Origin of the sequence: Aquabacterium humicola, from assembly GCF_030167915.1 — a bacterium.
Taxonomy (GTDB): Bacteria; Pseudomonadota; Gammaproteobacteria; order Burkholderiales; family Burkholderiaceae_C; genus Pseudaquabacterium; species Pseudaquabacterium humicola.
On sequence record NZ_JARGNB010000009.1, the window covers coordinates 1 to 20,741 of the forward strand.

The following is a 20,741-nucleotide window of genomic DNA, read 5'->3' on the forward strand; positions in this document are numbered from 1 at the left end:
AGCGCAGCGAGCGAAGCTAAATGGACGGCGCGCCCCCGAGCCGCTCAAGCCCGGGAAGTCGGCCCCCCAGGGGCCGACCGCCGGACTCGCGCGATGCGGCCTGCCCGCCCGCGCCTTTGTCGCTCTGAACATCGCCAGTCCTTCGACCACCCACGCGAACGGCCGCAACGGGCCAGCAGCCGCCGATCACAACGGCAGCGCCGTCGTCTTCTTGACCGTGCGCAGCACCAGCATCGAGTTCGAGCGCTCGACCCCCGGCAGGCGCATCAGCACCTGCGTGTGGAAACGCTCCAGGTCCTCGGCGTCGCGGTAGCTGAAGCGGATCAGGTAGTCGTTGGAGCCGGCGACGTAGAAGCAGTCGAGGATCTCCGGCTCGTCGCGCACCGCCTGCTCGAAGGCCGCCAGCTTGGCGTCGTTCATCGTCTGCAGGTTGATGATCGTGAAGCAGGTGCCGTGCTGGCCGAGCGCCTTGGCATTCAGCAGCGCCACGTACTGCGCGATCACGCCTTCTTCTTCCAGCTGCTTGACGCGCCGCAGGCAGGCCGACGGCGACAGGTGGATGCGCTCGGCGAGCTCGACGTTGGACAGGCGGCCATCGGTCTGCAACTCGGTCAGGATCTGGCGGTCGATCGCATCCAGTTGCGGCTTCGGGCTCTCTTGTCGCATGAAATTCTTCTGAGGGCTGTAACGTTCGCATGATATTGCGTCCCCAAGGGTGGGCCCCCAGCGATTGCGCAAGCACATTGCGTGGCCGGAGGTCTAGAGTTGTCGGCTGTTGCCTGGGTTGCAGAACGACCCGGCAACCCGCCGAGACCCCCTCGCAGAAGCCACCCGCCTTCAGGAGCCCGCCGCCATGTCCACCTTGGATGCCCAGAGCCTCGATGCCTACTGGATGCCGTTCACCGCGAACCGCCAGTTCAAGAAGGCGCCGCGCCTGTTCACCAAGGCCTCGGGCATGCACTTCTGGACCGACGACGGCCGCCAGGTGCTCGACGGGATCGCCGGCCTGTGGTGCGTGAACGCCGGCCATGCGCGCCCGAAGATCGTGCAGGCGATCCAGCAGCAGGCCGCCGAGCTGGACTACGCACCGCCCTTCCAGATGGCCCACCCGAAGGCCTTCGAGCTGGCCGGCAAGGTCGCCAAGCTGACGCCCGCCGGCCTCGACAAGGTCTTCTTCACCAACTCCGGCAGTGAATCGGTCGACACCGCGCTGAAGATGGCGCTGGCCTACCACCGCGTGCGCGGCGACGGCGCCCGCACCCGGCTGATCGGCCGCGAGCGCGGCTACCACGGCGTCAACTTCGGCGGCATCTCGGTCGGCGGCATGGTCGGCAACCGCAAGATGTTCGGGATGATGCTCGGCGGCGTCGACCACATCCGCCACACGCACGATGCGGCCCGCAACAGCTTCAGCGTCGGCCAGCCGGAGCATGGCGCCGAGTTCGCGAACGATCTCGAGAACCTGGTCGCGCTGCACGACGCGTCGACCATCGCCGCAGTGATCGTCGAGCCGATCGCCGGCTCCACCGGCGTGCTCATTCCCCCGAAGGGCTACCTGCAGAAGCTGCGCGAGATCTGCGACAAGCACGGCATCCTGCTGATCTTCGACGAGGTCATCACCGGCTTCGGCCGCACCGGCAACCCGTTCGCGGCGCAGACCTTCGGCGTGACGCCGGACATCCTGGTGATGGCCAAGGGCCTGACCAACGGCTGCGCGCCGATGGGCGCGGTGGCCGTCAAGCGGCAGATCCACGACACCTTCATGACGGGTCCCGAGCACCTGATCGAGTTCTTCCACGGCTACACCTACTCGGCCCATCCGCTCGCCTGCGCCGCCGGCCTGGGCACGCTCGAGACCTACGAGGACGAAGGCCTGCTGACCCGCGCCCAGCAGCTGCAGGGCTACTTCGCCGAGCAGCTGCATTCGCTGAAGGGCCTGCCCAACGTCATCGACATCCGCAACTGCGGCCTCGTCGGCGGCATCGAGCTCTCGCCGCTGCCGGGCGAGCCGGCCAAGCGCGCGTTCAACATCTTCCTCGACTGTTACGAGAAGGGCGTGCTGATCCGCACCACCGGCGACACCATCGCGCTGTCGCCGCCGCTGATCATCGAACGCCAGCACATCGACCAGCTCATCGACACGATCCGCGGCGCGATCCAGCGCCACGCCTGAACGTCGACCTGCCCGACAACGCGAATTCCTGAGCCACCGAGGGCCTGCCTAGCGCATACCGTATGACCTTCCTGAGCGCTGATCGTGAACTGACGCGCCACTCGTACTACGCCGCCACGGCCGTACGGGCTGCGCGGTATGCGGCGCTCGAAGGTGATGCGCAATGCGACGTGGCCATCGTCGGCGGCGGCCTGGCCGGGCTGTCGGCGGCGATCGAGCTGGCCGGCCGCGGCTTCTCTGTGCGCGTGCTCGAAGCCCGCGAGGTCGGCTTCGGGGCCAGCGGCCGCAACGGCGGCCAGGCGATCCACGGCCTGGCGTGCGACATCGAGACCGTCGAAGGCCAGCTGGGCCGCGACGAAGCGAAGCGGGTCTTCGGCATGTCGATCGAGGCGCTGGACCTGATCCGCGAGCGCTGCACCCGCTTCGGCATCGACGCCGACTGGCGCGACGGTTACCTCGGCGTCGCCACTTCGCCGCGCAAGGCGCGCCAGCTCTTCGCCGGCGCGGAGTCGCTGGCGCGGCACTACGACTATCCGATGCGCACCATCGAGCGCGCCGAGCTGCCGCAGTGGATCGAGAGTCCGCGCTACCACGCAGCAGTGCACGATGCGCGCTCCGGGCACCTGCATCCGCTGAAGTACACGTTCGGCCTGGCCCGGGCCGCGGCGTCGCTCGGCGCGAGCCTGCACGAAGAAACGCCGGTCGAGGCGATCGAGCACGGCGCCGTCGCGCGCCTGCGCACGCCGCGCGGCACCGTGTCGGCGCGCCAGGTGCTGCTGGCCGGCAACGTCTACCTGCAAGGGCTTGTGCCGCAGCTCGAGTCGCGCATCATGCCGGTCGGCACCTACATCATCGCCAGCGAGCCGGTGGGCGAGGCGCTGGCCAAGCGGCTGCTGCCGTCGCAGTCGGCCGTCTGCGACACCGACTTCGTGCTCGACTACTACCGCTTCGCCGCCGACTCCAGCATGCTGTTCGGCGGCCGCGTCAGCTATTCGACGACGACGCCGATGAACCTGGCCGAGAGCATGCGCCAGCGCATGGTGCAGGCGCTGCCGGCACTGGCCGGCGTGAAGGTCACGCACGCCTGGGGCGGCTTCGTCGACATCTCGATGAACCGCGCCCCGGATTTCGGCCGCCTGCCGGGCTCGCCCAATGTCTACTACCTGCAGGGCTTCTCCGGCCACGGGCTGGCGCTGACCGGCCTGGCGGGCAAGCTGGTGGCCGAGGCCATCGGCGGCGACGCGGCGCGCTTCGACACCTTTGCCCGCATCCGCCATCGCCCCTTCCCCGGCGGCAAGCTGCTGCGCACGCCGGCGCTGATGCTGGGCATGGCCTGGTACCGCCTGCGCGACGCGCTGGCCTGACTCCTGCATGAGACCACCGACATGAACGCCCCGACCTCTCGACCCGCCGAGCGCAAGCCCGTCGTGCTGGTGCCGGCCTGCAACAAGCCGCTTGGCGAGCACGTGTTCCACGTCGCCGGCAAGAAGTACGTCGACGCGGTGCGCCTGGCCGGCGCGCAGCCGCTGATCGTGCCGACCGCGCAGCCCGAGGAACTCGACGCGCTGCTCGACCTCGCCGACGGCGTGCTGCTGACCGGCTCGGCGTCGAACGTGCATCCGAGCCACTTCGACGAGGCGGTGCACGACCCGTCGCTGCCGCTCGATGCGGACCGGGACGCGTGGACCTTGCCGCTGATCCCGAAGGTGCTGGCGCGCGGCATGCCGCTGTTCGCCATCTGCCGCGGCACGCAGGAGACCAATGTCGCGCTCGGCGGCTCGCTGCACCAGGCGGTGCACGAGGTCGATCCCTACGACGACCACCGCGCGCCGAGCGGCGAGCCCGTCGCCGTGCAGTACGGACCGGCGCACGACGTCGAGGTGGTGCCCGGCGGCGTGCTGGCCGACGTGCTCGACCGCAAGCGCTTCGCGGTGAACTCGGTGCATGGCCAGGCGGTGAACCGGCTCGCGCCGGGGCTGCGTGTCGAGGCGCGCGCGCCCGACGGCCTGGTCGAGGCCTTCTCGGTCGCCGAGGCCAAGGGCTTCAACCTCTGCGTGCAGTGGCACCCCGAGTGGCAGGCCGCGAGCAACCCGGTATCGATGCAGCTGCTGCAGGCCTTCGGCCAGGCCTGCCGCGCCTATCGCGACCGGCACCGCAGCGCCCATCGCAGCCCGATCCCCTAGCGTCGATCCGACGCGGAGCCCGCGGCCATCCGGACGGCTTCACGCCAACATCGGCCGCAAGACCCGAACCGACGACGAGAGTGTTCCCATGGTGAACCGAGACAACTTCAACTTCAGCGAGCTCGAACAGTGGCTCAACCAGCGCCGCGTGACCGAGATCGAATGCCTGGTGCCCGACCTCACCGGCGTGGCCCGCGGCAAGATCCTGCCGCGCGAGAAATTCACCGAAGACCGCGGCATGCGGCTGCCGGAAGCGGTGGTGGCGATGGGCGTGACCGGTGAATTCCCCGAGGAGGGGCCGTACTACGACGTCATCAGCCCGAACGACATGGACATGCACCTGCGCCCCGACCCGGCGACGGTGCGCATCGTGCCGTGGGCCGTCGACCCCACCGCGCAGGTGATCCACGACTGCTACGACAAGGACGGCCACCTCGTGCCCTTCGCGCCGCGCTCGGTGCTGCGGCGCGTCTGCGAGTTGTACGCGGCGCAGGGCTGGAAGCCGGTGGTCGCGCCCGAGCTCGAGTTCTACCTGGTCGCCCGCAACACCGACCCGGACATGCCGCTGAAACCGCCGGTGGGCCGCAGCGGCCGCGCCGAGACCTCGCGCCAGGCCTACTCGATCGACGCGGTCAACGAGTTCGACCCGCTGTTCGAGGACGTCTACGACTACTGCGAGAAGATGGGCCTGAACGTCGACACGCTGATCCACGAGGTCGGCGCGGGCCAGATGGAGATCAACTTCTTCCACGATCACCCGCTGGGGCTCGCGGACGAGGTGTTCCTCTTCAAGCGCACGGTGCGCGAGGCGGCGCTGCGCCACGACATGTTCGCGACCTTCATGGCCAAGCCGATCGCCGGCGAGCCGGGCAGCGCGATGCACGTGCACCAGAGCATCGTCAACACCGAGACCGGCCGCAACATCTTCAGCAACGCCGACGGCACGCCGAGCCAGGAGTTCTACTGGTTCATCGGCGGCCTGCAGAAGTACATCCCGGCGGCGATGGCGCTGTTCGCGCCCTACGTCAACAGCTACCGCCGGCTGGCGCGCTTCACCGCCGCGCCGATCAACATCCAGTGGGGCACCGACAACCGCACGGTGGGCATCCGCTCGCCGCTGGCCGCGCCCCAGGGCCGGCGCATCGAGAACCGCGTGATCGGCGCCGATGCCAACCCCTACGTCGCGCTGGCGGCCACGCTGGCCTGCGGCTACATCGGCATCCAGAAGCGCATCGAGCCGTCGCCCGAGTGCAAGGGCGATGCGTACCTGGGCGACTACCAGCTGCCGCGCAGCCTGGGCGAGGCGCTGGCGCTGCTGCGCGAGGAGAAGGATCTGCACGAGGTGCTGGGCTCGCAGTTCATCACCGTCTACACCGAGGTCAAGGAGATCGAGTACGCCGAGTTCATGAAGGTGATCTCCCCCTGGGAACGCGAACACCTGCTGCTGCACGTCTGAACACGAGGGAGCGAACCACATGACGATCACCAAGAACCGCAGCACCGCGGACTGGCAGGCCGCCGACGCGAAGCACTTCCTGCATCCCTTCACTGACTTCCAGTCGCTGGCGAAGAAGGGCTCGCGCATCATCACGAAGGCCGAGAACATCTACCTCACCGACAGCGACGGCCAGCGCATCCTCGATGCGATGTCCGGGCTGTGGTGCGTCAACGTCGGCTACGGCCAGCAGGCGCTGATCGACGCGGCGACGCGGCAGCTGAAGGAGCTGCCCTTCTACAACGCGTTCTTCCAGACCGCGACGCCGCCCGCAATCGAACTGGCCGAACTACTGGCCGAGGTCACGCCGCCGCAGTTCAGGCACGTCTTCTTCTCGGGCTCGGGCTCCGAGGGCAACGATACCGTCGTGCGCATGGTGCGCCGCTACTGGGACATCCTGGGCCAGCCGCAGCGCTCGGTCATCATCGGCCGGCGCAACGGCTACCACGGCTCGACGATGGCCGGCGCCTCGCTCGGCGGCATGAGCGCGATGCATGCGCAGGGCGGCCTGCCGATCCCCGGCATCGAGCACATCGAGCAGCCCTACTGGGCCGCGCTTGGCGGCGACATGAGCCGCGAGCAGTTCGGCCTCGCCGCCGCACGCTGGCTGGAGGAGAAGATCCTCGCGCTGGGTCCCGATCGGGTCGCCGCCTTCATCGGCGAGCCGGTGCAGGGCGCCGGCGGCGTGATCATCCCGCCGGCGAGCTACTGGCCCGAGGTGCAGCGCATCTGCGACAAGTACGGCGTGCTGGTGGTAAGCGACGAGGTCATCTGCGGCTTCGGCCGCACCGGCCGGTGGTTCGGCTGCGAGACCGTCGGCTCGAAGCCTGACCTGATGACCTTCGCCAAGGGCGTGACCAGCGGCTACATCCCGCTCGGCGGCGTGATGGTCGGCGACCGGGTCGCCGAGGTGCTGATCGAGCGTGGCGGCGAGTTCGAGCACGGCTACACCTACTCCGGCCACCCGGTGGCCTGCGCGGTGGCGCTGGCCAACATCCGGCTGATCCAGGAGCTGAAGCTGGTCGAGCGGGTGCACGACGACGTCGGCCCGTATCTTGCGAAGGCCTTCGAGAGCCTGAAGGACCACCCGTTGATCGGCGATGCCGAGACCTGCGGCCTGATGGGCGCCTTGCTGCTCGTCAAGGACAAGGGCGACGGCCGGCCGTTCAACCAGCCCGGCGGCATGCAGGCCTTCGACGAATCGGTGTCCATCGGCATGGTCTGCCGCGGCCACTGCTTCCGCGAGGGGCTGATCATGCGGGCCGTCGGCAACCGCATGATCATCGCGCCGCCGCTGGTGATCACCCGCGCGCAGATCGACGAGATGATGGCGCTGATCCGTCGCTGCCTCGACCTGACGCTGGCCGACGCGCGCCGCGAAGGCTGGATGTGATAACCCGGTGGGCCCGAGCGACCCACCGCCTTAGACTGCTAGATCGCCCGCTTCGATTGCCCACACGAACTACACCCGGAGGTTGATTCATGAAGTTGTCGTCACCGTTCCGTCGATCGATCACCGCCGCCCTGCTGGGCCTGGCCACCGCGCTGGGCACCACGGCGGTGCAGGCCCAGGAAGAGGAGAAGGTCCTCAACGTCTACAACTGGTCCGACTACATCGGCGAGGAGACGATCCGCAACTTCGAGAAGGAAACCGGGATCAAGGTCCGCTACGACAACTTCGACAACAACGAGATCGTCCACGCGAAGCTGGTGGCGGGCAAGAGCGGCTACGACATCGTCGTGCCCTCGTCGAACTGGGCCAAGCTGCAGATCGACGGCGGCCTGCTCGCGAAGATCGACAAGAGCAAGCTCCCGAACTACAAGAACCTCGACCCGGCGGTGCAGGCGCAGCTGGGCCGGCTGGACCCGGGCAACGAGCACATGGTCAACTGGCTGTGGGGCTTCACCACCGTCGGCATCAATGTCGAGAAGGTCAAGGCCGCGCTCGGCGCCACGCCGATGCCGGCCAATGCCTGGGACCTCGTCTTCAAGCCCGAGTACATCTCGAAGCTGAAGTCCTGCGGCGTGTCCTTCCTCGACTCCGCGTCCGAAGTGGTCCCGGCCGCGCTGCACTACCTGGGCAAGCCGCCCTTCAGCAAGACGCCCGGCGACTACCAGCTGGCCGCGCAGTTGCTGAAGTCGATCCGCCCGCACGTGACGCTGTTCAGCTCGTCGGGCTACATCAACGACATGGCCAACGGCTCGATCTGCGTCGCGCTCGGCTGGTCCGGCGACATCAACATCGCGCGCCAGCGCGCGATCGACGGCAAGACCGGCCAGACCATCCAGGCGCTGCTGCCGGCCAACGGCGGGCTGCTGTTCTTCGACGTGATGGTGATCCCGGTCGACGCCGCCCACCCGGGCAACGCGCACAAGTTCATCAACTACATCCTGCGCGGGGACGTGCACGCCAGCCTGACCAACAAGGTCTTCTACGCGAACCCCAACCTCGAATCGAAGAAGCACATCAAGCCCGAGGTCGCCAGCAACCCGACGGTGTTCCTGCCGGAGGCCGAGCTGAAGAAGATGATCCCCCCGGACGCGCTGAACAACGACCTGCGCCGGCTGATGACGCGCACCTACACCGGCTTCAAGACGGGGCTGTGAGCGCACTGCGCCGACGCGCCCTCAACAGTCGATAGCACCCGAAAGGGGCGGCCTTGCAGGCCGGCCCCGCGAGGAGGAGTCCATGCCCGCACATCCGAACGGGAGTGGGAACGGGAAGACCGCGGCCGCCGCGAACACCGACGCCGCGTACCTGCGCATCCAGGACGTGATGAAGGACTTCGGCGGCGTCAAGGCCGTCGACCACGTCAGCGTCGACATCGCGCGCGGCGAGATCTTCGCGCTGCTCGGCTCGTCCGGCTGCGGCAAGACGACGCTGCTGCGCATGCTGGCCGGCTTCGAGACGCCGAGCTCGGGCCGCATCGTGCTCGCCGGCCAGGACCTCGCCGGCCTGCCGCCCTACGAGCGCCCGATCAACATGATGTTCCAGTCCTACGCGCTGTTCCCGCACCTGACGGTATGGGACAACATCGCGTTCGGGCTGAGACGCGACCGCCTGCCGAAGGCGCAGATCGACGAGCGTGTCGACGCGATGCTGAAGCTGGTGCAGCTGGGCAAGTTCGCGAAGCGCAAGCCGCATCAGCTGTCCGGCGGCCAGCAGCAGCGCGTGGCGCTGGCGCGCAGCCTCGCGAAGCGGCCGCAGCTGCTGCTGCTGGACGAGCCGCTGGGCGCGCTCGACAAGAAGCTGCGCGAGGAGACGCAGATCGAGCTGGTCAACATCATCGAGCAGGTCGGCGTGACCTGCGTCATGGTCACGCACGACCAGGAAGAGGCGATGACCATGGCCTCGCGCATCGCGGTGATGAGCGAAGGCCGCTTCCTGCAGGTCGGTGCGCCGGCGGACATCTACGAGACGCCGTCGAACCGCTTCGTCGCCGACTTCATCGGCAACGTCAACCTGATGCCCGGCACCGTCGAGGTCGACGAGCCTGACCACGTAGTCATCGGCGCGGCCGACTGCAAGCACTACGTCGGCCACGGCATCACCGGCACGATCGGCATGCCGGTCACCGTCGCGCTGCGGCCGGAGAAGATCCACGTCTCGCGCCACAAGCCGGCCGACGAGTTCAACAGCGTGCTGGGCACGATCAAGGAGCTGTCCTACTTCGGCGCCTTCACGGTCTACCACCTGGAGCTGCCGAGCGGCCAGCGCCTGAAGGTCTCGCAGGCCAACGTCGCGCGCCACAAGGACGAGGAACTGACCTGGGGCGACAGCGTGTGGGCGCACTGGTCGCGCATGGCGCACGTGGTGCTGACGCAATGAGCGCGGCGATGAAGCCACGGCTCGGACGCTGGCTGCGCGGCCGCCACGCCGTCATCGGCGTGCCGTACGCGTGGCTGCTGCTGTTCTTCCTGTTCCCCTTCCTGATCCTCGTGAAGATCAGCGTCTCCGAAATGGAGACCGTTACCTTCAAGGACCTCGTCACCTACAAGGAGGGTCTGCTGCAGCTGACGCTGAAGCTGTCGAACTACGTCTTCATTACCGAGGACGCGCTCTACATCAAGACCTACATCGCGAGCCTGAAGTACGCGGCCGCGGCGACGGTGCTGTGCCTCGTCATCGGCTATCCGTTCGCCTACTTCATGGCCCGCGCGAAGCCCACGGTGCAGCCGGCGCTGGTGATGCTGGTGATGCTGCCGTTCTGGACCTCGTTCCTGCTGCGCGTCTACGCGTGGAAGGGCCTGCTGTCCGAGCACGGCTGGGTGTTCGAGGCCATCGTCGGCACCGGGCTGGACCAGCTGCTGTTCCGCGCCGGCATGATTCCCGCGCCCGGCAAGCTGATGTACACGCCCTTCTCGCTGGTGCTCGGCATGGCCTACACCTACATGCCGTTCATGGTGCTGCCGCTGTACGGCAACCTCGCGAAGCTGGACCTCCGGCTGCTGGAGGCGGCCTCCGACCTCGGCGCGACGCCGTGGACCGCCTTCTGGAAGATCACCGTGCCGCTGTCCAAGGCCGGCATCATCGCCGGCTCGATGCTGGTGTTCATCCCCTGCATCGGCGAGCTGGTGATCCCCGAGCTGCTCGGCGGCCCGGAGACGCTGATGATCGGCCGCGTGCTGTGGGACGAGTTCTTCTCGAACAACGACTGGCCGATGGCCGCGAGCGTCGCGGTGGTGATGATCCTGCTGATCATCGTGCCGCTGGCGGTCTTCAACAAGTACCAGGCCGAGGCGCAGGAGGCGCGGCGATGAAGCTGTCGTCCCTGAACCGTTCCTTCGCCAAGGCCTGGCTTGTCGGGGGCTACGCCTTCCTGTACCTGCCGATCGTCGCGCTGGTGCTGTACTCGTTCAACGACTCGCCGCTGCCGAACGTCTGGCGCGGCTTCACGCTGAAGTGGTACGCCGCGCTGGCGAACGACAACGAGATCCTGTCCGGTCTCTGGCTCAGCCTGCGCGTGGCCTTCTTCACCGCCTGCGGCTCGGTGGTGCTGGGCACGCTGGCCGCGGTCACGCTGGTGAAGTACCGGCGCTTCCGCGGCCGCACGGTGTTCTCCGGCATGGTCAATGCGCCGCTGGTGATGCCGGAGGTGGTGGTCGGGCTGTCGCTGCTGCTGATGCTGGTGTCGATGCAGCGCGCGATCGGCGTTCCCGAGCGCGGCATGCTGACGATCTGGCTCGGCCACCTGCTGCTCGGCATGGCCTACGCCACCGTCGTCGTGCAGGCGCGGCTGCAGGACCTGAACCCGCAGCTCGAGGAAGCCGCGATGGACCTCGGCGCGAAGCCGCTGCAGGTCTTCCTGCTGGTGACCCTTCCGATGATCGTGCAGTCGCTGGGCTCGGCGTGGCTGCTCACGTTCACGATCTCGCTCGACGACGTCGTGCTGTCGGCCTTCCTGTCCGGCCCGGGCTCGACGACGATGCCGCTGGTGATCTTCTCGCGCGCACGGCTGGGGCTGAACCCCAGCGTCAACGCGGTCGCCACCATCATCGTCGGCATCGTCGCGATCGGCGTGCTGGTCGCGAGCTACCTGATCGCCCGCGCCGAGCGACGGCGCCAGCAGGAACTGTCGGCCGCGGCCCGCGGCGGCTGAACGCCTGCGGACGAACAAGACACCGAACAACCTAACGAACAACCCGAGAGGAGTGCCCATGAAGAAGACGATCCCCCTGAGCGCCCTGACCGCACTCGCGCTCGCGCTTGCCGCGGCCTTTCCCGCGCAGGCGCAGAGCAACGCCGAGATCCTGAAGGAGCTGCAGGACCTGAAGGCCAAGGTGGCCGACCTGGAAGCGAAGCTGAAGGCCCAGGAAGCCAAGGCCGCCGCGCCGACGACACCCCAGTGGGGCATGACGCCCGAGCAGGCGCGCGAGCTGAACCGCGTCGCGGTGAAGACCGAAGCGGTCGAGGACGCCATCGAGGCCCAGGGCCTGAAGATGTTCAAGATCAACGGCTTCATGGACCCGACCTACGTCTACAACCAGCGCCAGCGGCGCGGCGGCTTCCAGTTCCTGAACGGGGTGGACAGCGACGGCTACAACTACGACAACTCCTACTTCGGCAGCGTCTTCCTCGACCTGCAGAAGGAGATGGAAGGCGGCACCAAGTGGCGGCTGACGCTGGTGCCCAAGCGCGGCACCGGCGACGTGATCGGCGAGAACTCGATCGTTCAGGAAGCCTCGGTGTCGATCCCGCTCGGCGACCTGCAGACGCGCGTCATCGCCGGCCAGGTGCCCGACTGGTCGGGCTACGAGTACCAGCAGGCCACGCTGAACAAGCTGATCTCGCACAACCTGCTCTACGACTTCACGCTGCCCACCACCTACACCGGCGTCGGCATGGAGTACATCCGCGGCAAGTGGTGGAGCCGCTGGATGATCGCCAACGTCAATACCAGCAAGCGCCAGTCCGGCGAGCGTGCGCCGGCCTTCGCCTACCGCGTCGACTACTCGCGCGGCGAGTTCCAGGGCTTCGGCTTCGCGGGCCTGCACGGCAAGGCCGCCAACTTCCGCGCGCAGGACGCGGCCAATCCGATCACCGGCGAGGCCTACGATGCGCGCGACACGCGCGTGAACCTGTTCGAGTTCGACGCCTACTTCATCCGCGGCGACTGGACCGTGCAGGGCCAGGCCAGCTTCGGCCAGCAGACGCGCGCGGCGATCACCGCCAACCCCGAGACGGGCGAACTGCGCGACAGCCAGTGGACCGGCGTCTCGGGCCTCGTCGCCTACAAGTTCATGCCGCGCTGGGAAGTCATCGGCCGCTTCGACCACATCCGCAACCGCAAGCATGGCGGCGGCCTGCTGGGCTACACCGCGGCCGACGACCGCAACGGCTTCGGGCCGGACGCCACGCTGGCCTGCGGCGACGCCTGGGTCGAAGGCTGCGACAAGGGCGCGAACCGCAGCGCGCTGTCGGTCGGCGTGTCGTGGCTGTACAACCTCAACACCACCTTCAAGGCCGAGGCCCGCTACGACCGCGCGAACCTGCCCGTCTTCCTCGACGTTCGGACCGGCGAATACCGCAAGAGCAATGCGGTGTTCGGCACCTCGGTGGTCGTGAGCTTCTGACGAGGCCACACTCGACCGGATCCGACAGTCCCCAGGAGACCCCCATGGCTGAAACCATCGACTGGCACGCCCGCGCGAAGGCGCTGCGCATCGACGGCCGCTGCGTGATCGACGGCGAGCGCCGCGCGGCGCTGTCCGGCGAGACCTTCGATTGCCTGTCGCCGATCGACGGCCGCTCGCTCGGCGCCGTCGCCCGCGGCCGCGAGGCCGACGTCGACGCCGCGGTGCGCGCCGCGCGCGCCGCCTTCGACGACGGCCGCTGGGCCGACAAGGCGCCGGCGCAGCGCAAACGCGTGCTGCAGAAGTTCGCCGACAAGATCCTCGCGGCCAAGGACGAGCTGGCGCTGCTCGAGACGCTGGACATGGGCAAGCCGATCCAGTACGCCCTCTCCGTCGACGTGCCGTCCACCGCCCGCTGCATCCAGTGGTACGCCGAGGCGGTCGACAAGGTCTACGACGAGATCGCGCCGACGCCCCGGAGCGGCCTGGCGCTGATCACGCGCGAGCCGATGGGCGTGATCGGCGCGATCGTGCCCTGGAACTACCCGATGATCATGGCCGCGTGGAAGCTCGGCCCCGCGCTGGCCGCCGGCAACTCGGTGGTGCTCAAGCCCAGCGAGAAGAGTCCCCTGACCGCGCTGCGGCTGGCCGAGCTGGCGGTCGAGGCCGGGCTGCCGCCGGGCGTCTTCAACGTCGTGCCGGGCTACGGCCAGGAAGCCGGCGAGGCGCTGGCCCTGCACATGCAGGTCGACGCGATCGGCTTCACCGGCTCCACGCGCACCGGCCGCCGCATGTACGAGTACGCCGGCCGCTCGAACCTGAAGCGTGTCTACAACGAGCTCGGCGGCAAGTCGGCCTTCGTCGTCTTCGACGATTTCGCCGACGTCGAGCGCGCGGCGAAGACCGTCGCCGGCAGCATGTTCTTCAACCAGGGCGAGAGCTGCAATGCGCCGTCGCGGGTGTTCGTGCACGAGCGCATCGCTGAAGCGTTCGTCGCCATCGTCGCCGCCGAAGCGCCGGCCTACGCGCCGGCCGATCCGCTCGATGCGAAGACGGTGATGGGCGCGCTGGTGGACGACACCCAGCTGAAGACGGTGATGGGCTACATCGACGCCGGCGCCAGCGAAGGCGCGCGGATTGCCGCGGGCGGCAAGCGCGCGCTTTCCGAAACCGGCGGCTACTACGTCGAGCCGACCGTGTTCGACGGCGTTGCCAATACGATGAAGATCGCGCGCGAGGAGATCTTCGGGCCGGTGATGAGCGTGATCCGCTTCAGCGACGAGGCCGAAGCGGTGAAGATGGCCAACGATTCCAGCTACGGCTTGCAGGCCAGCGTCTGGAGCGACAACATCAACCGGGCGCACCGCGTCGCTCGGCGCCTGCGCGCCGGCACGGTGCACGTCAACCAGTACGACGAGGACGACATCACCGTGCCCTTCGGCGGCTACAAGCAGAGCGGCAACGGGCGCGACAAGAGCCTGCATGCGTTCGACAAGTACACGGAGCTGAAGACCACCTGGATCCGCATCGATTGACCACGAACCGACCTGACGGGAGCGTTGCATGAAGGACCTGCGCGAGAGATTGCAAGCCAAGGGCGTGCACACGCTGCTGGCGCAGTTCACCGATATCTTCGGCGTCGCCAAGGGCAAGCTGGTGCCGCTGGCGCACCTGGACGACCTGCTGACGGACGGCGCCGGCTTCAGCGGCCCGTCGATCGCCGGCACCGGGCTGCCGCGCACCGGCCCGCGCGGCGAGTACTGGGCGCGCGGCTACGCCAGCACCGCGGTCGCGATGCCGTGGATGCCGGGCCATGCGCGCATCGTCTGCGACGGCTGGGTGGCCGGCGAGCCCTTCGATGCCTGCCCGCGCCAGGTGCTCAAGCGTGCCATCGAGCGCCTGGACGACCGCGGCTGGCACCTGCGCACCGGCATCGAGCCGGAGTTCTTCCTGCTCAAGCACGAGGACGGCCGGTGGCAACCCGCCGACGACCGCGACCACCTCGACAAGCCCAGCTACGACCTGAAGTCGCTGCCGCGCCAGCGCGATTTCCTGCAGGCACTGCACCAGTCGCTCACCGCCTGCCAGCTCGACATGCTGCAGATCGACCACGAGGACGCGCACGGCCAGTACGAGGTGAACTTCGGCTTCGACGACGCGCTGACCAGCGCCGACAACCTGATGCTCTTCAAGATCGCCGCGCACGCGATGGCCGAGGAGCGCGGCATGGTCTTCTCGATGATGCCCAAGCCTTTCGCGAACCAGCCGGGCAGCGGCATGCACTTCCATGTGTCGCTCTGGAAGGGCCTGGGCGTCGACGGCAGCAACCTGTTCATGCCGCACACGCCCGACGGTGCGGCCGACCCCGCGGCCGGGCTGTCGCCGCTGGGGCGGCACTTCGTCGCCGGCGTGCTGGCGCATGCGCCCGCCCTGGCCGCGCTGGCGGCACCGACGGTCAACAGCTACAAGCGCCTGGTCGTCGGCGAGTCGCTGTCCGGCACCAGCTGGGCGCCGGCGCACATCGCGCATGGCGCGAACAACCGCACGGCGCTGGTGCGCACGCTGTCCGGCCGCTTCGAATGGCGGCTGCCCGATGCGTCGGCGAACCCGTACCTGGCCAGCACCGGGCTGATCGCCGCCGGCCTCGACGGCATCGACCGCAAGCTCGAGCTGCCGCCGGCCCAGGATGACGACCTGTTCGAGCTCGGCCTCGCCGAGATTCGGCGGCGGGGCATCGCCACGCTGCCGCAGAGCCTGGATGAAGCGCTCGATGCGCTGCAAGCCGACGAGGTGCTGACCACCGCGCTGGGCGAGACGCTGACGACGCAGTTCCTGGCACTCAAGCGCGCGGAATCGCTGGCCTACCAGCGCCACGTCAGCGACTGGGAACTGCAGCGCTACGCGGCGGCGTTCTGATCATTTGAGCCGCGCGCCGCTGCTGGCCTATGCGAGCCTGGCGGCCAGCATGGCGCTGGTCGGCAGCTACGTCGGCTTGTCGCGGGTGCTGGTCGCCGTCTTCCCGGTGTTCCTGCTGGCCTGGCTGCGCTTCGGCATCGCGGCGATCGCGATGCCGCACTGGCTGCAGCGCGGCCCGGCCGAGCCGGCGCTGTCGCCGCACGACCGGCGCCTGCTCTTCCTGGAAAGTTTCCTCGGCAACTTCCTGTTCTCGATCTGCATGCTCTACGGCGTGCTGCTGACCTCGGCGGTCGCTGCCGGCGTCGTGATGGCCGGCCTGCCGGCGGCGGTTGCGCTGCTGTCGCGGGTGTTCCTCGGCGAACGCCTGACGCCGCGGCTCGTTGCCGCGATCGGCTGTGCGGCGGCCGGCATCGCCTTGCTGGCGCTCGCCCGGACGCCTGGCGGCGGCGACCATGCGGCTGCGGCGCCGACCGCCCTGCCCGCCTGGCTCGGTCCGCCGCTGCTGGTGGCCGCACTGCTGTGCGAAGCGAGCTACGTGGTGATCGGCAAGCGCCTCACCGGCCAGGTGTCGGCGCGCCGAATCAGCGCGCTGATCAACCTGTGGGGCTTCGCGCTGGTGACGCCGCTGGGCCTGTGGCAGGCGCTGGACTTCGATTTCCGCGCCGTCCCCACCGGCACCTGGTCGCTGCTGGTGTTCTATGCGCTGGCCGCCAGCGTGGTCAGCGTGTGGCTGTGGATGAAAGGCCTGGCGCAGGTGCCGGCGCAACGCGCCGGCGTGTTCGCGGTGCTGCTGCCGGTGGCCGCGGCGCTGGTCGGCGTGGTCTGGCTCGGTGAACCGTTCGGCAGCGCGCACCTGGCCGCGTTCGGGCTGGCGCTGGCCGGATTGCTGCTGGCGGTGTGGCCGACGGGTCGTCGAGCCTGAAACACACGCTCGCTTCGCGCGCTAGGGCTAGGCAGCGCCGCTGATCGATCGCAGCGCGCCGGCTTCGGCCCGGCATCGGCCGCGTTCGGTGATCAGCCCGCTCACCAGCCGCGCCGGCGTCACGTCGAACGCCGGGTTGGCCGCCGGACAGCCCGCGGGCGCCAACTGCACCTCGACCAGCTCGCCCTTCCCGTCCAGGCCGGCCACGTGCGTCAGCTCGCGCGCGTCGCGTTCTTCGATCGGGATGCCGGCCACGCCGTCGGCGAGCGCGGCGTCGAAGGTCGACAGCGGCATCGCGACATGGAAGGGCACTCCGTTGTCGTGCGCCGCCAGCGCCTTCAGGTAGGTGCCGATCTTGTTGCACACGTCGCCGTTGGCCGCGACACGGTCGGCGCCGACGATCACCAGATCGACCTGGCCGCGCTGCATCAGGTGCCCGCCGGCGTTGTCGGCCACCAGCGTGAACGGCACGCCCTGCTGGCCGAGCTCCCAGGCCGTCAGGCTGGCCCCCTGGTTGCGCGGCCGCGTCTCGTCGACCCACACATGCACCGCCAGGCCGGCGGCCTGCGCCTTGTAGACCGGCGCCAGCGCCGTTCCCCAGTCGACCGTCGCCAGCCAGCCGGCGTTGCAGTGCGTCAGCACCTGCAGCGGTGCGCCTGCCGGCTTCTTCGCGGCGATCTCGCGCAGCAGCGCCAAGCCATGTTCGCCGATCGCCTCGTTGGCCGCGACGTCCTCGTCGGCGATCGCGCCGGCTTCGGCCCAGGCGGCATCGCAGCGCGCCTCCACCGGGACGGTTGCCAGGCGATCGATCATCCGCTGCGTCGCCCAGGCCAGGTTCACCGCGGTCGGCCGGGCACCGTCGAGGAAGGCCTTGGCCGCCTGCAGCGCGGCGTCCGTGGCCTCGTGGCGGCACTGCAGCGCCAGGCCATAGGCGGCTGTCGCGCCGATCAGCGGCGCGCCGCGCACGGCCATCGCGCGGATCGCCTGGTGCACCTCGGCGATGTCGGTCAGCCGCAGTTCCTGCCAGTGGTGCGGCAGGCTGCGCTGGTCGATGACGTAGACCGCATCGGCCTCGGCGGCCGGCCAGATCGTGCGGCGGGCTTGGCCGGCGACGATCATCCGAGCAGCCTCCCGGCGATGAACTTCAAGCGCTCGACCACCGCCGGATCGCGTGCGGCCGGCGCGGTGATCAGCGCATGGTCCAGCGAACGCCGGCACGCGCAGGCCGCGGCGCCGGCATCGTGGCACGCCGCTTCGGCGACGCGCGCGACGAGCGAGCGCCCCTTGTCGGCGTTCGACAGCAGCACGCGGATGATGGCGTCGACGGTCACCGCGTCATGCTGCGGGTGCCAGCAATCGAAGTCGGTGACCATGGCCACCGAGGCGTAACAGAGTTCGGCCTCGCGGGCGAGCGCCGCCTCGGGCCAGTTGGTCATGCCGATCACGTCTGCATTCCACGAACGGTACAGGCGCGACTCGGCCAGCGTGCTGAACTGCGGCCCTTCCATCGCCAGGTAGGTGCCGCCGCGAGTGGCGGCGATGTCCAGTGTTCCCAACGCCTGTTGCAGATGGTCGCCAAGCCGGCCGCACACCGGATGCGCCATCGACACGTGCGCGACGAGGCCGCTGCCGAAGAAGCTCTTCGCGCGGGCGGTCGTGCGGTCGATGAACTGGTCGACCAGAACGAAGTGGCCCGGCGGCAGGTCCGCGCGCAGGCTGCCCACCGCACTGAGCGACAGCACGTCGGTGACACCCAGGTGCTTCAGGGCGGCGATGTTGGCGCGGTAGTTGACCTCCGACGGCGGGATGCGGTGCCCGCGCCCATGGCGCGGCAGGAAGGCGAGCTTCGCCGGCCCCCGGGGGGTCGGCAAGGTGCCGGTGAAGAGCTGGTCCGATGGCGCACCCCAGGGCGTATCGACGCTCACCCATGCGGTGTCCTGCAGGCCGGCGAGTTCGTAGATGCCGCTGCCGCCGATGATGCCGAGCATGCACGCTCCTTTCGAGTCGAAGATCGTTCAGGCCGGCTGGACTTCGCGGCGTTCACCGAGCCGTGCCGCCCGAGCCAGGCGCAGCACCTCGGCCACCGGCCGCTCCTTCAGGCGATGGTCGCTCAGCACCTGGCGCCAGCGGCGCGCGCCGGGACGGCCGTTCCACAGGCCGAGCACGTGGCGCATCACGTGCGGCCACGGCACGCCACGTTCGGCACGCTGACGTTCCATGTACGCGGCCATGCGGTCTTCGAGATCCTCGCGCCAGGCGTCGTCGGCCTCGGGCGCCACGCCCGGCGCGCCGAGGAAGTGCACGTCCCAGCCGGCCATCAGCGCCGGGTTGTGGTACGCCTCGCGGCCCAGCATCACGCCGTCGATCAGCCGCAGCTCGCGCGCGACCACCGCGTTGTCATCGACGCCGCCGTTGAGCACGATCGTGAACTGCGGGAACTCGCGCTTCAGGCGGTGCACGATCTCGTAGCGCAGCGGCGGGATCTCGCGGTTCTCCTTGGGCGACAGCCCCTGCAGCCAGGCGTTGCGCGCATGCACGATGAACACCGTGCAACCGCCCTCGGCGACCGTGCCGACGAAGTCGCGCACGAACTCGTAGGACTCCTCGCGGTCGATGCCGATGCGGTGCTTCACCGTCACCGGCAGGCCCGGCACCGCGTCGCGCATCGCCTTCACGCAATCGCGCACCAGCTCGCCTTCTGCCATCAGGCAGGCCCCGAAGGCGCCGCGCTGCACCCGTTCGCTCGGGCAGCCGCAGTTCAGGTTCACCTCGTCGTAGCCCCAGCGCTCGGCCAGCTTCGCGCTGGCCGCCAGGTCCGCCGGCTCGCTGCCGCCGAGCTGCAGCGCCAGCGGATGCTCCTCGGCATTGAAGTCCAGGTGCCGCGGCACGTCGCCATGCAGCAGCGCGCCGGTGGTGACCATCTCGGTGTACAGGCGCGTGCGCTGCGTGATCAGGCGGTGGAAGAAGCGGCAATGCCGGTCCGTCCAGTCCATCATCGGCGCGACGGACAGGCGCCAGGGGCTGACATCGGCTTGCGGTTCGGGGCTCGGGTTCACCCCCGAATTATCCCAGCCCGCCTCACGCCCTCGCCGCGTTCATCGCCATGCCCGCCGCCAGCCGCGGCAGCAGCGGTGCCGGCAGGTCGTGGCCCATGCCGGGGATCAGGTCGCGGCTGGCGCCGGCGATCTTGCGCAGCAGATCGTGCGCCGCGCCGACGGGGATCAGCGGGTCGGCCTCGCCGTGGATCACGTGCGTCGGCGCCTGGATCTGCTTCAGCATCGCCGAGCGGTCGCCGTCGGCGGCGATGGCCACCATCTGGCGCACCACGCCGGCCGGGTGGTACGAACGCCGCACGCTGCGTTCCAGGCGCTGGCGCAGCGCGACCGGGTCGGGCCGGTAGCCGGGGCTGCCGATGACCTGGAACAGGCGCTCGTAGTGCGCGACCGTTGCCGCCAGGCCGCTGCCGTCGGGACGCGACATCATCGCCTGGCGCACCGCCCAGCTCGGCTGCGGCAGGCCACGCGCGCCGGAACTGGTCATCAGCAGCGTCAAGCTGGACACGCGCTGCGGGTGCCTGGCCGCCAGGTGCTGCGCGATCATGCCGCCCATCGAGGCGCCGCAGACATGCGCCCGCGCGATGCCCAGCGCATCGAGCACGCCGAGCGCGTCCTCGGCCATCGCCTGCACGGTGTAGGGCGCGTGCACCTTCAGGTGCAGCGTGTGGCGCAGCGCGGCGCCCATGAGGTTCGGCACGCCCAGGTGATCGAGGTGCGAGCTGAGCCCGATGTCGCGGTTGTCGAAGCGGATCACGCGGAAGCCGCGGCCGACCAGGTCGGTCACCAGCTCGTCGGGCCAGGCGATCAGCTGCATGCCCAGGCCCATGATCAGCAGCAGCGCTTCTCCGTTCGGCGGACCCTGGTCGTCGACCTCGAACTCCAGGCCGTTGGCGAATACACGCATCGCGGGACGCTCCCTTTA

The 20,741-nt window shown here is 69.2% G+C and carries 18 protein-coding genes; 13 read left to right on the forward strand and 5 right to left on the reverse strand.

Translation table 11 applies throughout. From position 1 onward, the window contains the following. Positions 1 to 186: 186 nt before the first annotated feature. A complete protein-coding gene (locus P1K89_RS28435) occupies positions 187 to 666 on the reverse strand; it encodes an Lrp/AsnC family transcriptional regulator (protein ID WP_284619922.1) in 480 nt (159 codons plus the stop codon). A 187-nt stretch (positions 667 to 853) separates the two neighbouring features. Here P1K89_RS28435 and aptA point away from each other — a divergent pair, with 187 nt between their 5' ends. The 13 genes from aptA (at position 854) to P1K89_RS28500 (ending at position 16,763) form a co-directional block, all read left to right on the forward strand. Continuing rightward, positions 854 to 2,173, forward strand: coding sequence for an omega-aminotransferase AptA (gene aptA, locus P1K89_RS28440; protein ID WP_284619923.1), 1,320 nt, complete (start codon positions 854 to 856; stop codon positions 2,171 to 2,173). Positions 2,174 to 2,235: 62 nt separating this feature from the next. Continuing rightward, on the forward strand, positions 2,236 to 3,537 hold the full coding sequence (locus P1K89_RS28445; RefSeq protein ID WP_284619924.1) for an NAD(P)/FAD-dependent oxidoreductase: 1,302 nt from the start codon (positions 2,236 to 2,238) through the stop codon (positions 3,535 to 3,537). A 21-nt stretch (positions 3,538 to 3,558) separates the two neighbouring features. After that, positions 3,559 to 4,356 carry a gamma-glutamyl-gamma-aminobutyrate hydrolase family protein gene (locus P1K89_RS28450; protein ID WP_284619925.1) on the forward strand — a complete coding sequence of 266 codons (798 nt, stop codon included), beginning with the start codon at positions 3,559 to 3,561 and terminating at the stop codon, positions 4,354 to 4,356. Between the two features lie 88 nt (positions 4,357 to 4,444). Then, complete coding sequence (locus P1K89_RS28455; protein ID WP_284619926.1) at positions 4,445 to 5,812, forward strand: glutamine synthetase family protein; 1,368 nt, start codon at positions 4,445 to 4,447, stop codon at positions 5,810 to 5,812. 19 nt (positions 5,813 to 5,831) lie between these two features. Next, positions 5,832 to 7,244 carry an aspartate aminotransferase family protein gene (locus tag P1K89_RS28460; RefSeq protein ID WP_284619927.1) on the forward strand — a complete coding sequence of 471 codons (1,413 nt, stop codon included), beginning with the start codon at positions 5,832 to 5,834 and terminating at the stop codon, positions 7,242 to 7,244. An 89-nt stretch (positions 7,245 to 7,333) separates the two neighbouring features. Next, positions 7,334 to 8,458 (forward strand): polyamine ABC transporter substrate-binding protein, encoded by a 1,125-nt coding sequence (locus P1K89_RS28465; RefSeq protein ID WP_284619928.1) that lies wholly within the window; start codon positions 7,334 to 7,336, stop codon positions 8,456 to 8,458. Between the two features lie 82 nt (positions 8,459 to 8,540). Then, complete coding sequence (locus tag P1K89_RS28470; protein ID WP_439898044.1) at positions 8,541 to 9,680, forward strand: ABC transporter ATP-binding protein; 1,140 nt, start codon at positions 8,541 to 8,543, stop codon at positions 9,678 to 9,680. Continuing rightward, positions 9,677 to 10,612, forward strand: a complete 936-nt coding sequence (locus P1K89_RS28475; protein WP_439898045.1) for an ABC transporter permease — start codon at positions 9,677 to 9,679, stop codon at positions 10,610 to 10,612. The genes P1K89_RS28470 and P1K89_RS28475 overlap by 4 nt, the downstream gene beginning before the upstream one ends. Further along, complete coding sequence (locus tag P1K89_RS28480; protein WP_284619930.1) at positions 10,609 to 11,451, forward strand: ABC transporter permease subunit; 843 nt, start codon at positions 10,609 to 10,611, stop codon at positions 11,449 to 11,451. The genes P1K89_RS28475 and P1K89_RS28480 overlap by 4 nt, the downstream gene beginning before the upstream one ends. A gap of 58 nt (positions 11,452 to 11,509) precedes the next feature. Continuing rightward, positions 11,510 to 12,925 (forward strand): DUF3138 family protein, encoded by a 1,416-nt coding sequence (locus P1K89_RS28485; RefSeq protein ID WP_284619931.1) that lies wholly within the window; start codon positions 11,510 to 11,512, stop codon positions 12,923 to 12,925. Positions 12,926 to 12,969: 44 nt separating this feature from the next. Next, positions 12,970 to 14,460: an aldehyde dehydrogenase gene (locus tag P1K89_RS28490; protein WP_284619932.1), complete on the forward strand. Its 1,491-nt coding sequence runs from the start codon at positions 12,970 to 12,972 to the stop codon at positions 14,458 to 14,460. A 28-nt stretch (positions 14,461 to 14,488) separates the two neighbouring features. After that, entirely contained in the window at positions 14,489 to 15,841 is a 1,353-nt protein-coding gene (gene glnT, locus P1K89_RS28495) for a type III glutamate--ammonia ligase (protein ID WP_284619933.1), read from the forward strand. Between the two features lie 49 nt (positions 15,842 to 15,890). Then, on the forward strand, positions 15,891 to 16,763 hold the full coding sequence (locus P1K89_RS28500; RefSeq protein ID WP_439898051.1) for a DMT family transporter: 873 nt from the start codon (positions 15,891 to 15,893) through the stop codon (positions 16,761 to 16,763). 27 nt (positions 16,764 to 16,790) lie between these two features. Here the strand turns inward: P1K89_RS28500 and mtnA are convergent, their stop codons facing one another. From mtnA to P1K89_RS28520, 4 genes are all read right to left on the reverse strand, one after another. After that, positions 16,791 to 17,882, reverse strand: coding sequence for an S-methyl-5-thioribose-1-phosphate isomerase (gene mtnA, locus P1K89_RS28505; protein WP_284619935.1), 1,092 nt, complete (start codon positions 17,880 to 17,882; stop codon positions 16,791 to 16,793). Continuing rightward, positions 17,879 to 18,751: an S-methyl-5'-thioadenosine phosphorylase gene (locus P1K89_RS28510; RefSeq protein WP_284619936.1), complete on the reverse strand. Its 873-nt coding sequence runs from the start codon at positions 18,749 to 18,751 to the stop codon at positions 17,879 to 17,881. Before P1K89_RS28510 ends, mtnA begins: the two co-directional genes overlap by 4 nt. A 27-nt stretch (positions 18,752 to 18,778) precedes the next feature. Continuing rightward, a complete protein-coding gene (dusA, locus tag P1K89_RS28515) occupies positions 18,779 to 19,759 on the reverse strand; it encodes a tRNA dihydrouridine(20/20a) synthase DusA (protein WP_439898052.1) in 981 nt (326 codons plus the stop codon). An 82-nt stretch (positions 19,760 to 19,841) separates the two neighbouring features. After that, on the reverse strand, positions 19,842 to 20,723 hold the full coding sequence (locus tag P1K89_RS28520; protein WP_284619938.1) for an alpha/beta fold hydrolase: 882 nt from the start codon (positions 20,721 to 20,723) through the stop codon (positions 19,842 to 19,844). Between the last annotated feature and the right edge of the window lie 18 nt (positions 20,724 to 20,741).

Excerpts from the sequence above, each read along its gene's own strand:
- P1K89_RS28455 (WP_284619926.1), top strand. The coding sequence starts at position 4,445 with ATGGTGAACCGAGACAACTTCAACTTCAGCGAGCTCGAACAGTGGCTC.
- P1K89_RS28500 (WP_439898051.1), top strand. The coding sequence starts at position 15,891 with ATGGCGCTGGTCGGCAGCTACGTCGGCTTGTCGCGGGTGCTGGTCGCC.
- P1K89_RS28445 (WP_284619924.1), top strand. The coding sequence starts at position 2,236 with ATGACCTTCCTGAGCGCTGATCGTGAACTGACGCGCCACTCGTACTAC.
- P1K89_RS28490 (WP_284619932.1), top strand. The coding sequence starts at position 12,970 with ATGGCTGAAACCATCGACTGGCACGCCCGCGCGAAGGCGCTGCGCATC.
- glnT (WP_284619933.1), top strand. The coding sequence starts at position 14,489 with ATGAAGGACCTGCGCGAGAGATTGCAAGCCAAGGGCGTGCACACGCTG.
- P1K89_RS28475 (WP_439898045.1), top strand. The coding sequence starts at position 9,677 with ATGAGCGCGGCGATGAAGCCACGGCTCGGACGCTGGCTGCGCGGCCGC.
- P1K89_RS28470 (WP_439898044.1), top strand. The coding sequence starts at position 8,541 with ATGCCCGCACATCCGAACGGGAGTGGGAACGGGAAGACCGCGGCCGCC.
- P1K89_RS28435 (WP_284619922.1), bottom strand. The coding sequence starts at position 666 with ATGCGACAAGAGAGCCCGAAGCCGCAACTGGATGCGATCGACCGCCAG.
- P1K89_RS28465 (WP_284619928.1), top strand. The coding sequence starts at position 7,334 with ATGAAGTTGTCGTCACCGTTCCGTCGATCGATCACCGCCGCCCTGCTG.
- P1K89_RS28480 (WP_284619930.1), top strand. The coding sequence starts at position 10,609 with ATGAAGCTGTCGTCCCTGAACCGTTCCTTCGCCAAGGCCTGGCTTGTC.
- P1K89_RS28520 (WP_284619938.1), bottom strand. The coding sequence starts at position 20,723 with ATGCGTGTATTCGCCAACGGCCTGGAGTTCGAGGTCGACGACCAGGGT.
- aptA (WP_284619923.1), top strand. The coding sequence starts at position 854 with ATGTCCACCTTGGATGCCCAGAGCCTCGATGCCTACTGGATGCCGTTC.
- dusA (WP_439898052.1), bottom strand. The coding sequence starts at position 19,759 with ATGATGGACTGGACGGACCGGCATTGCCGCTTCTTCCACCGCCTGATC.
- mtnA (WP_284619935.1), bottom strand. The coding sequence starts at position 17,882 with ATGATCGTCGCCGGCCAAGCCCGCCGCACGATCTGGCCGGCCGCCGAG.
- P1K89_RS28485 (WP_284619931.1), top strand. The coding sequence starts at position 11,510 with ATGAAGAAGACGATCCCCCTGAGCGCCCTGACCGCACTCGCGCTCGCG.
- P1K89_RS28460 (WP_284619927.1), top strand. The coding sequence starts at position 5,832 with ATGACGATCACCAAGAACCGCAGCACCGCGGACTGGCAGGCCGCCGAC.
- P1K89_RS28450 (WP_284619925.1), top strand. The coding sequence starts at position 3,559 with ATGAACGCCCCGACCTCTCGACCCGCCGAGCGCAAGCCCGTCGTGCTG.
- P1K89_RS28510 (WP_284619936.1), bottom strand. The coding sequence starts at position 18,751 with ATGCTCGGCATCATCGGCGGCAGCGGCATCTACGAACTCGCCGGCCTG.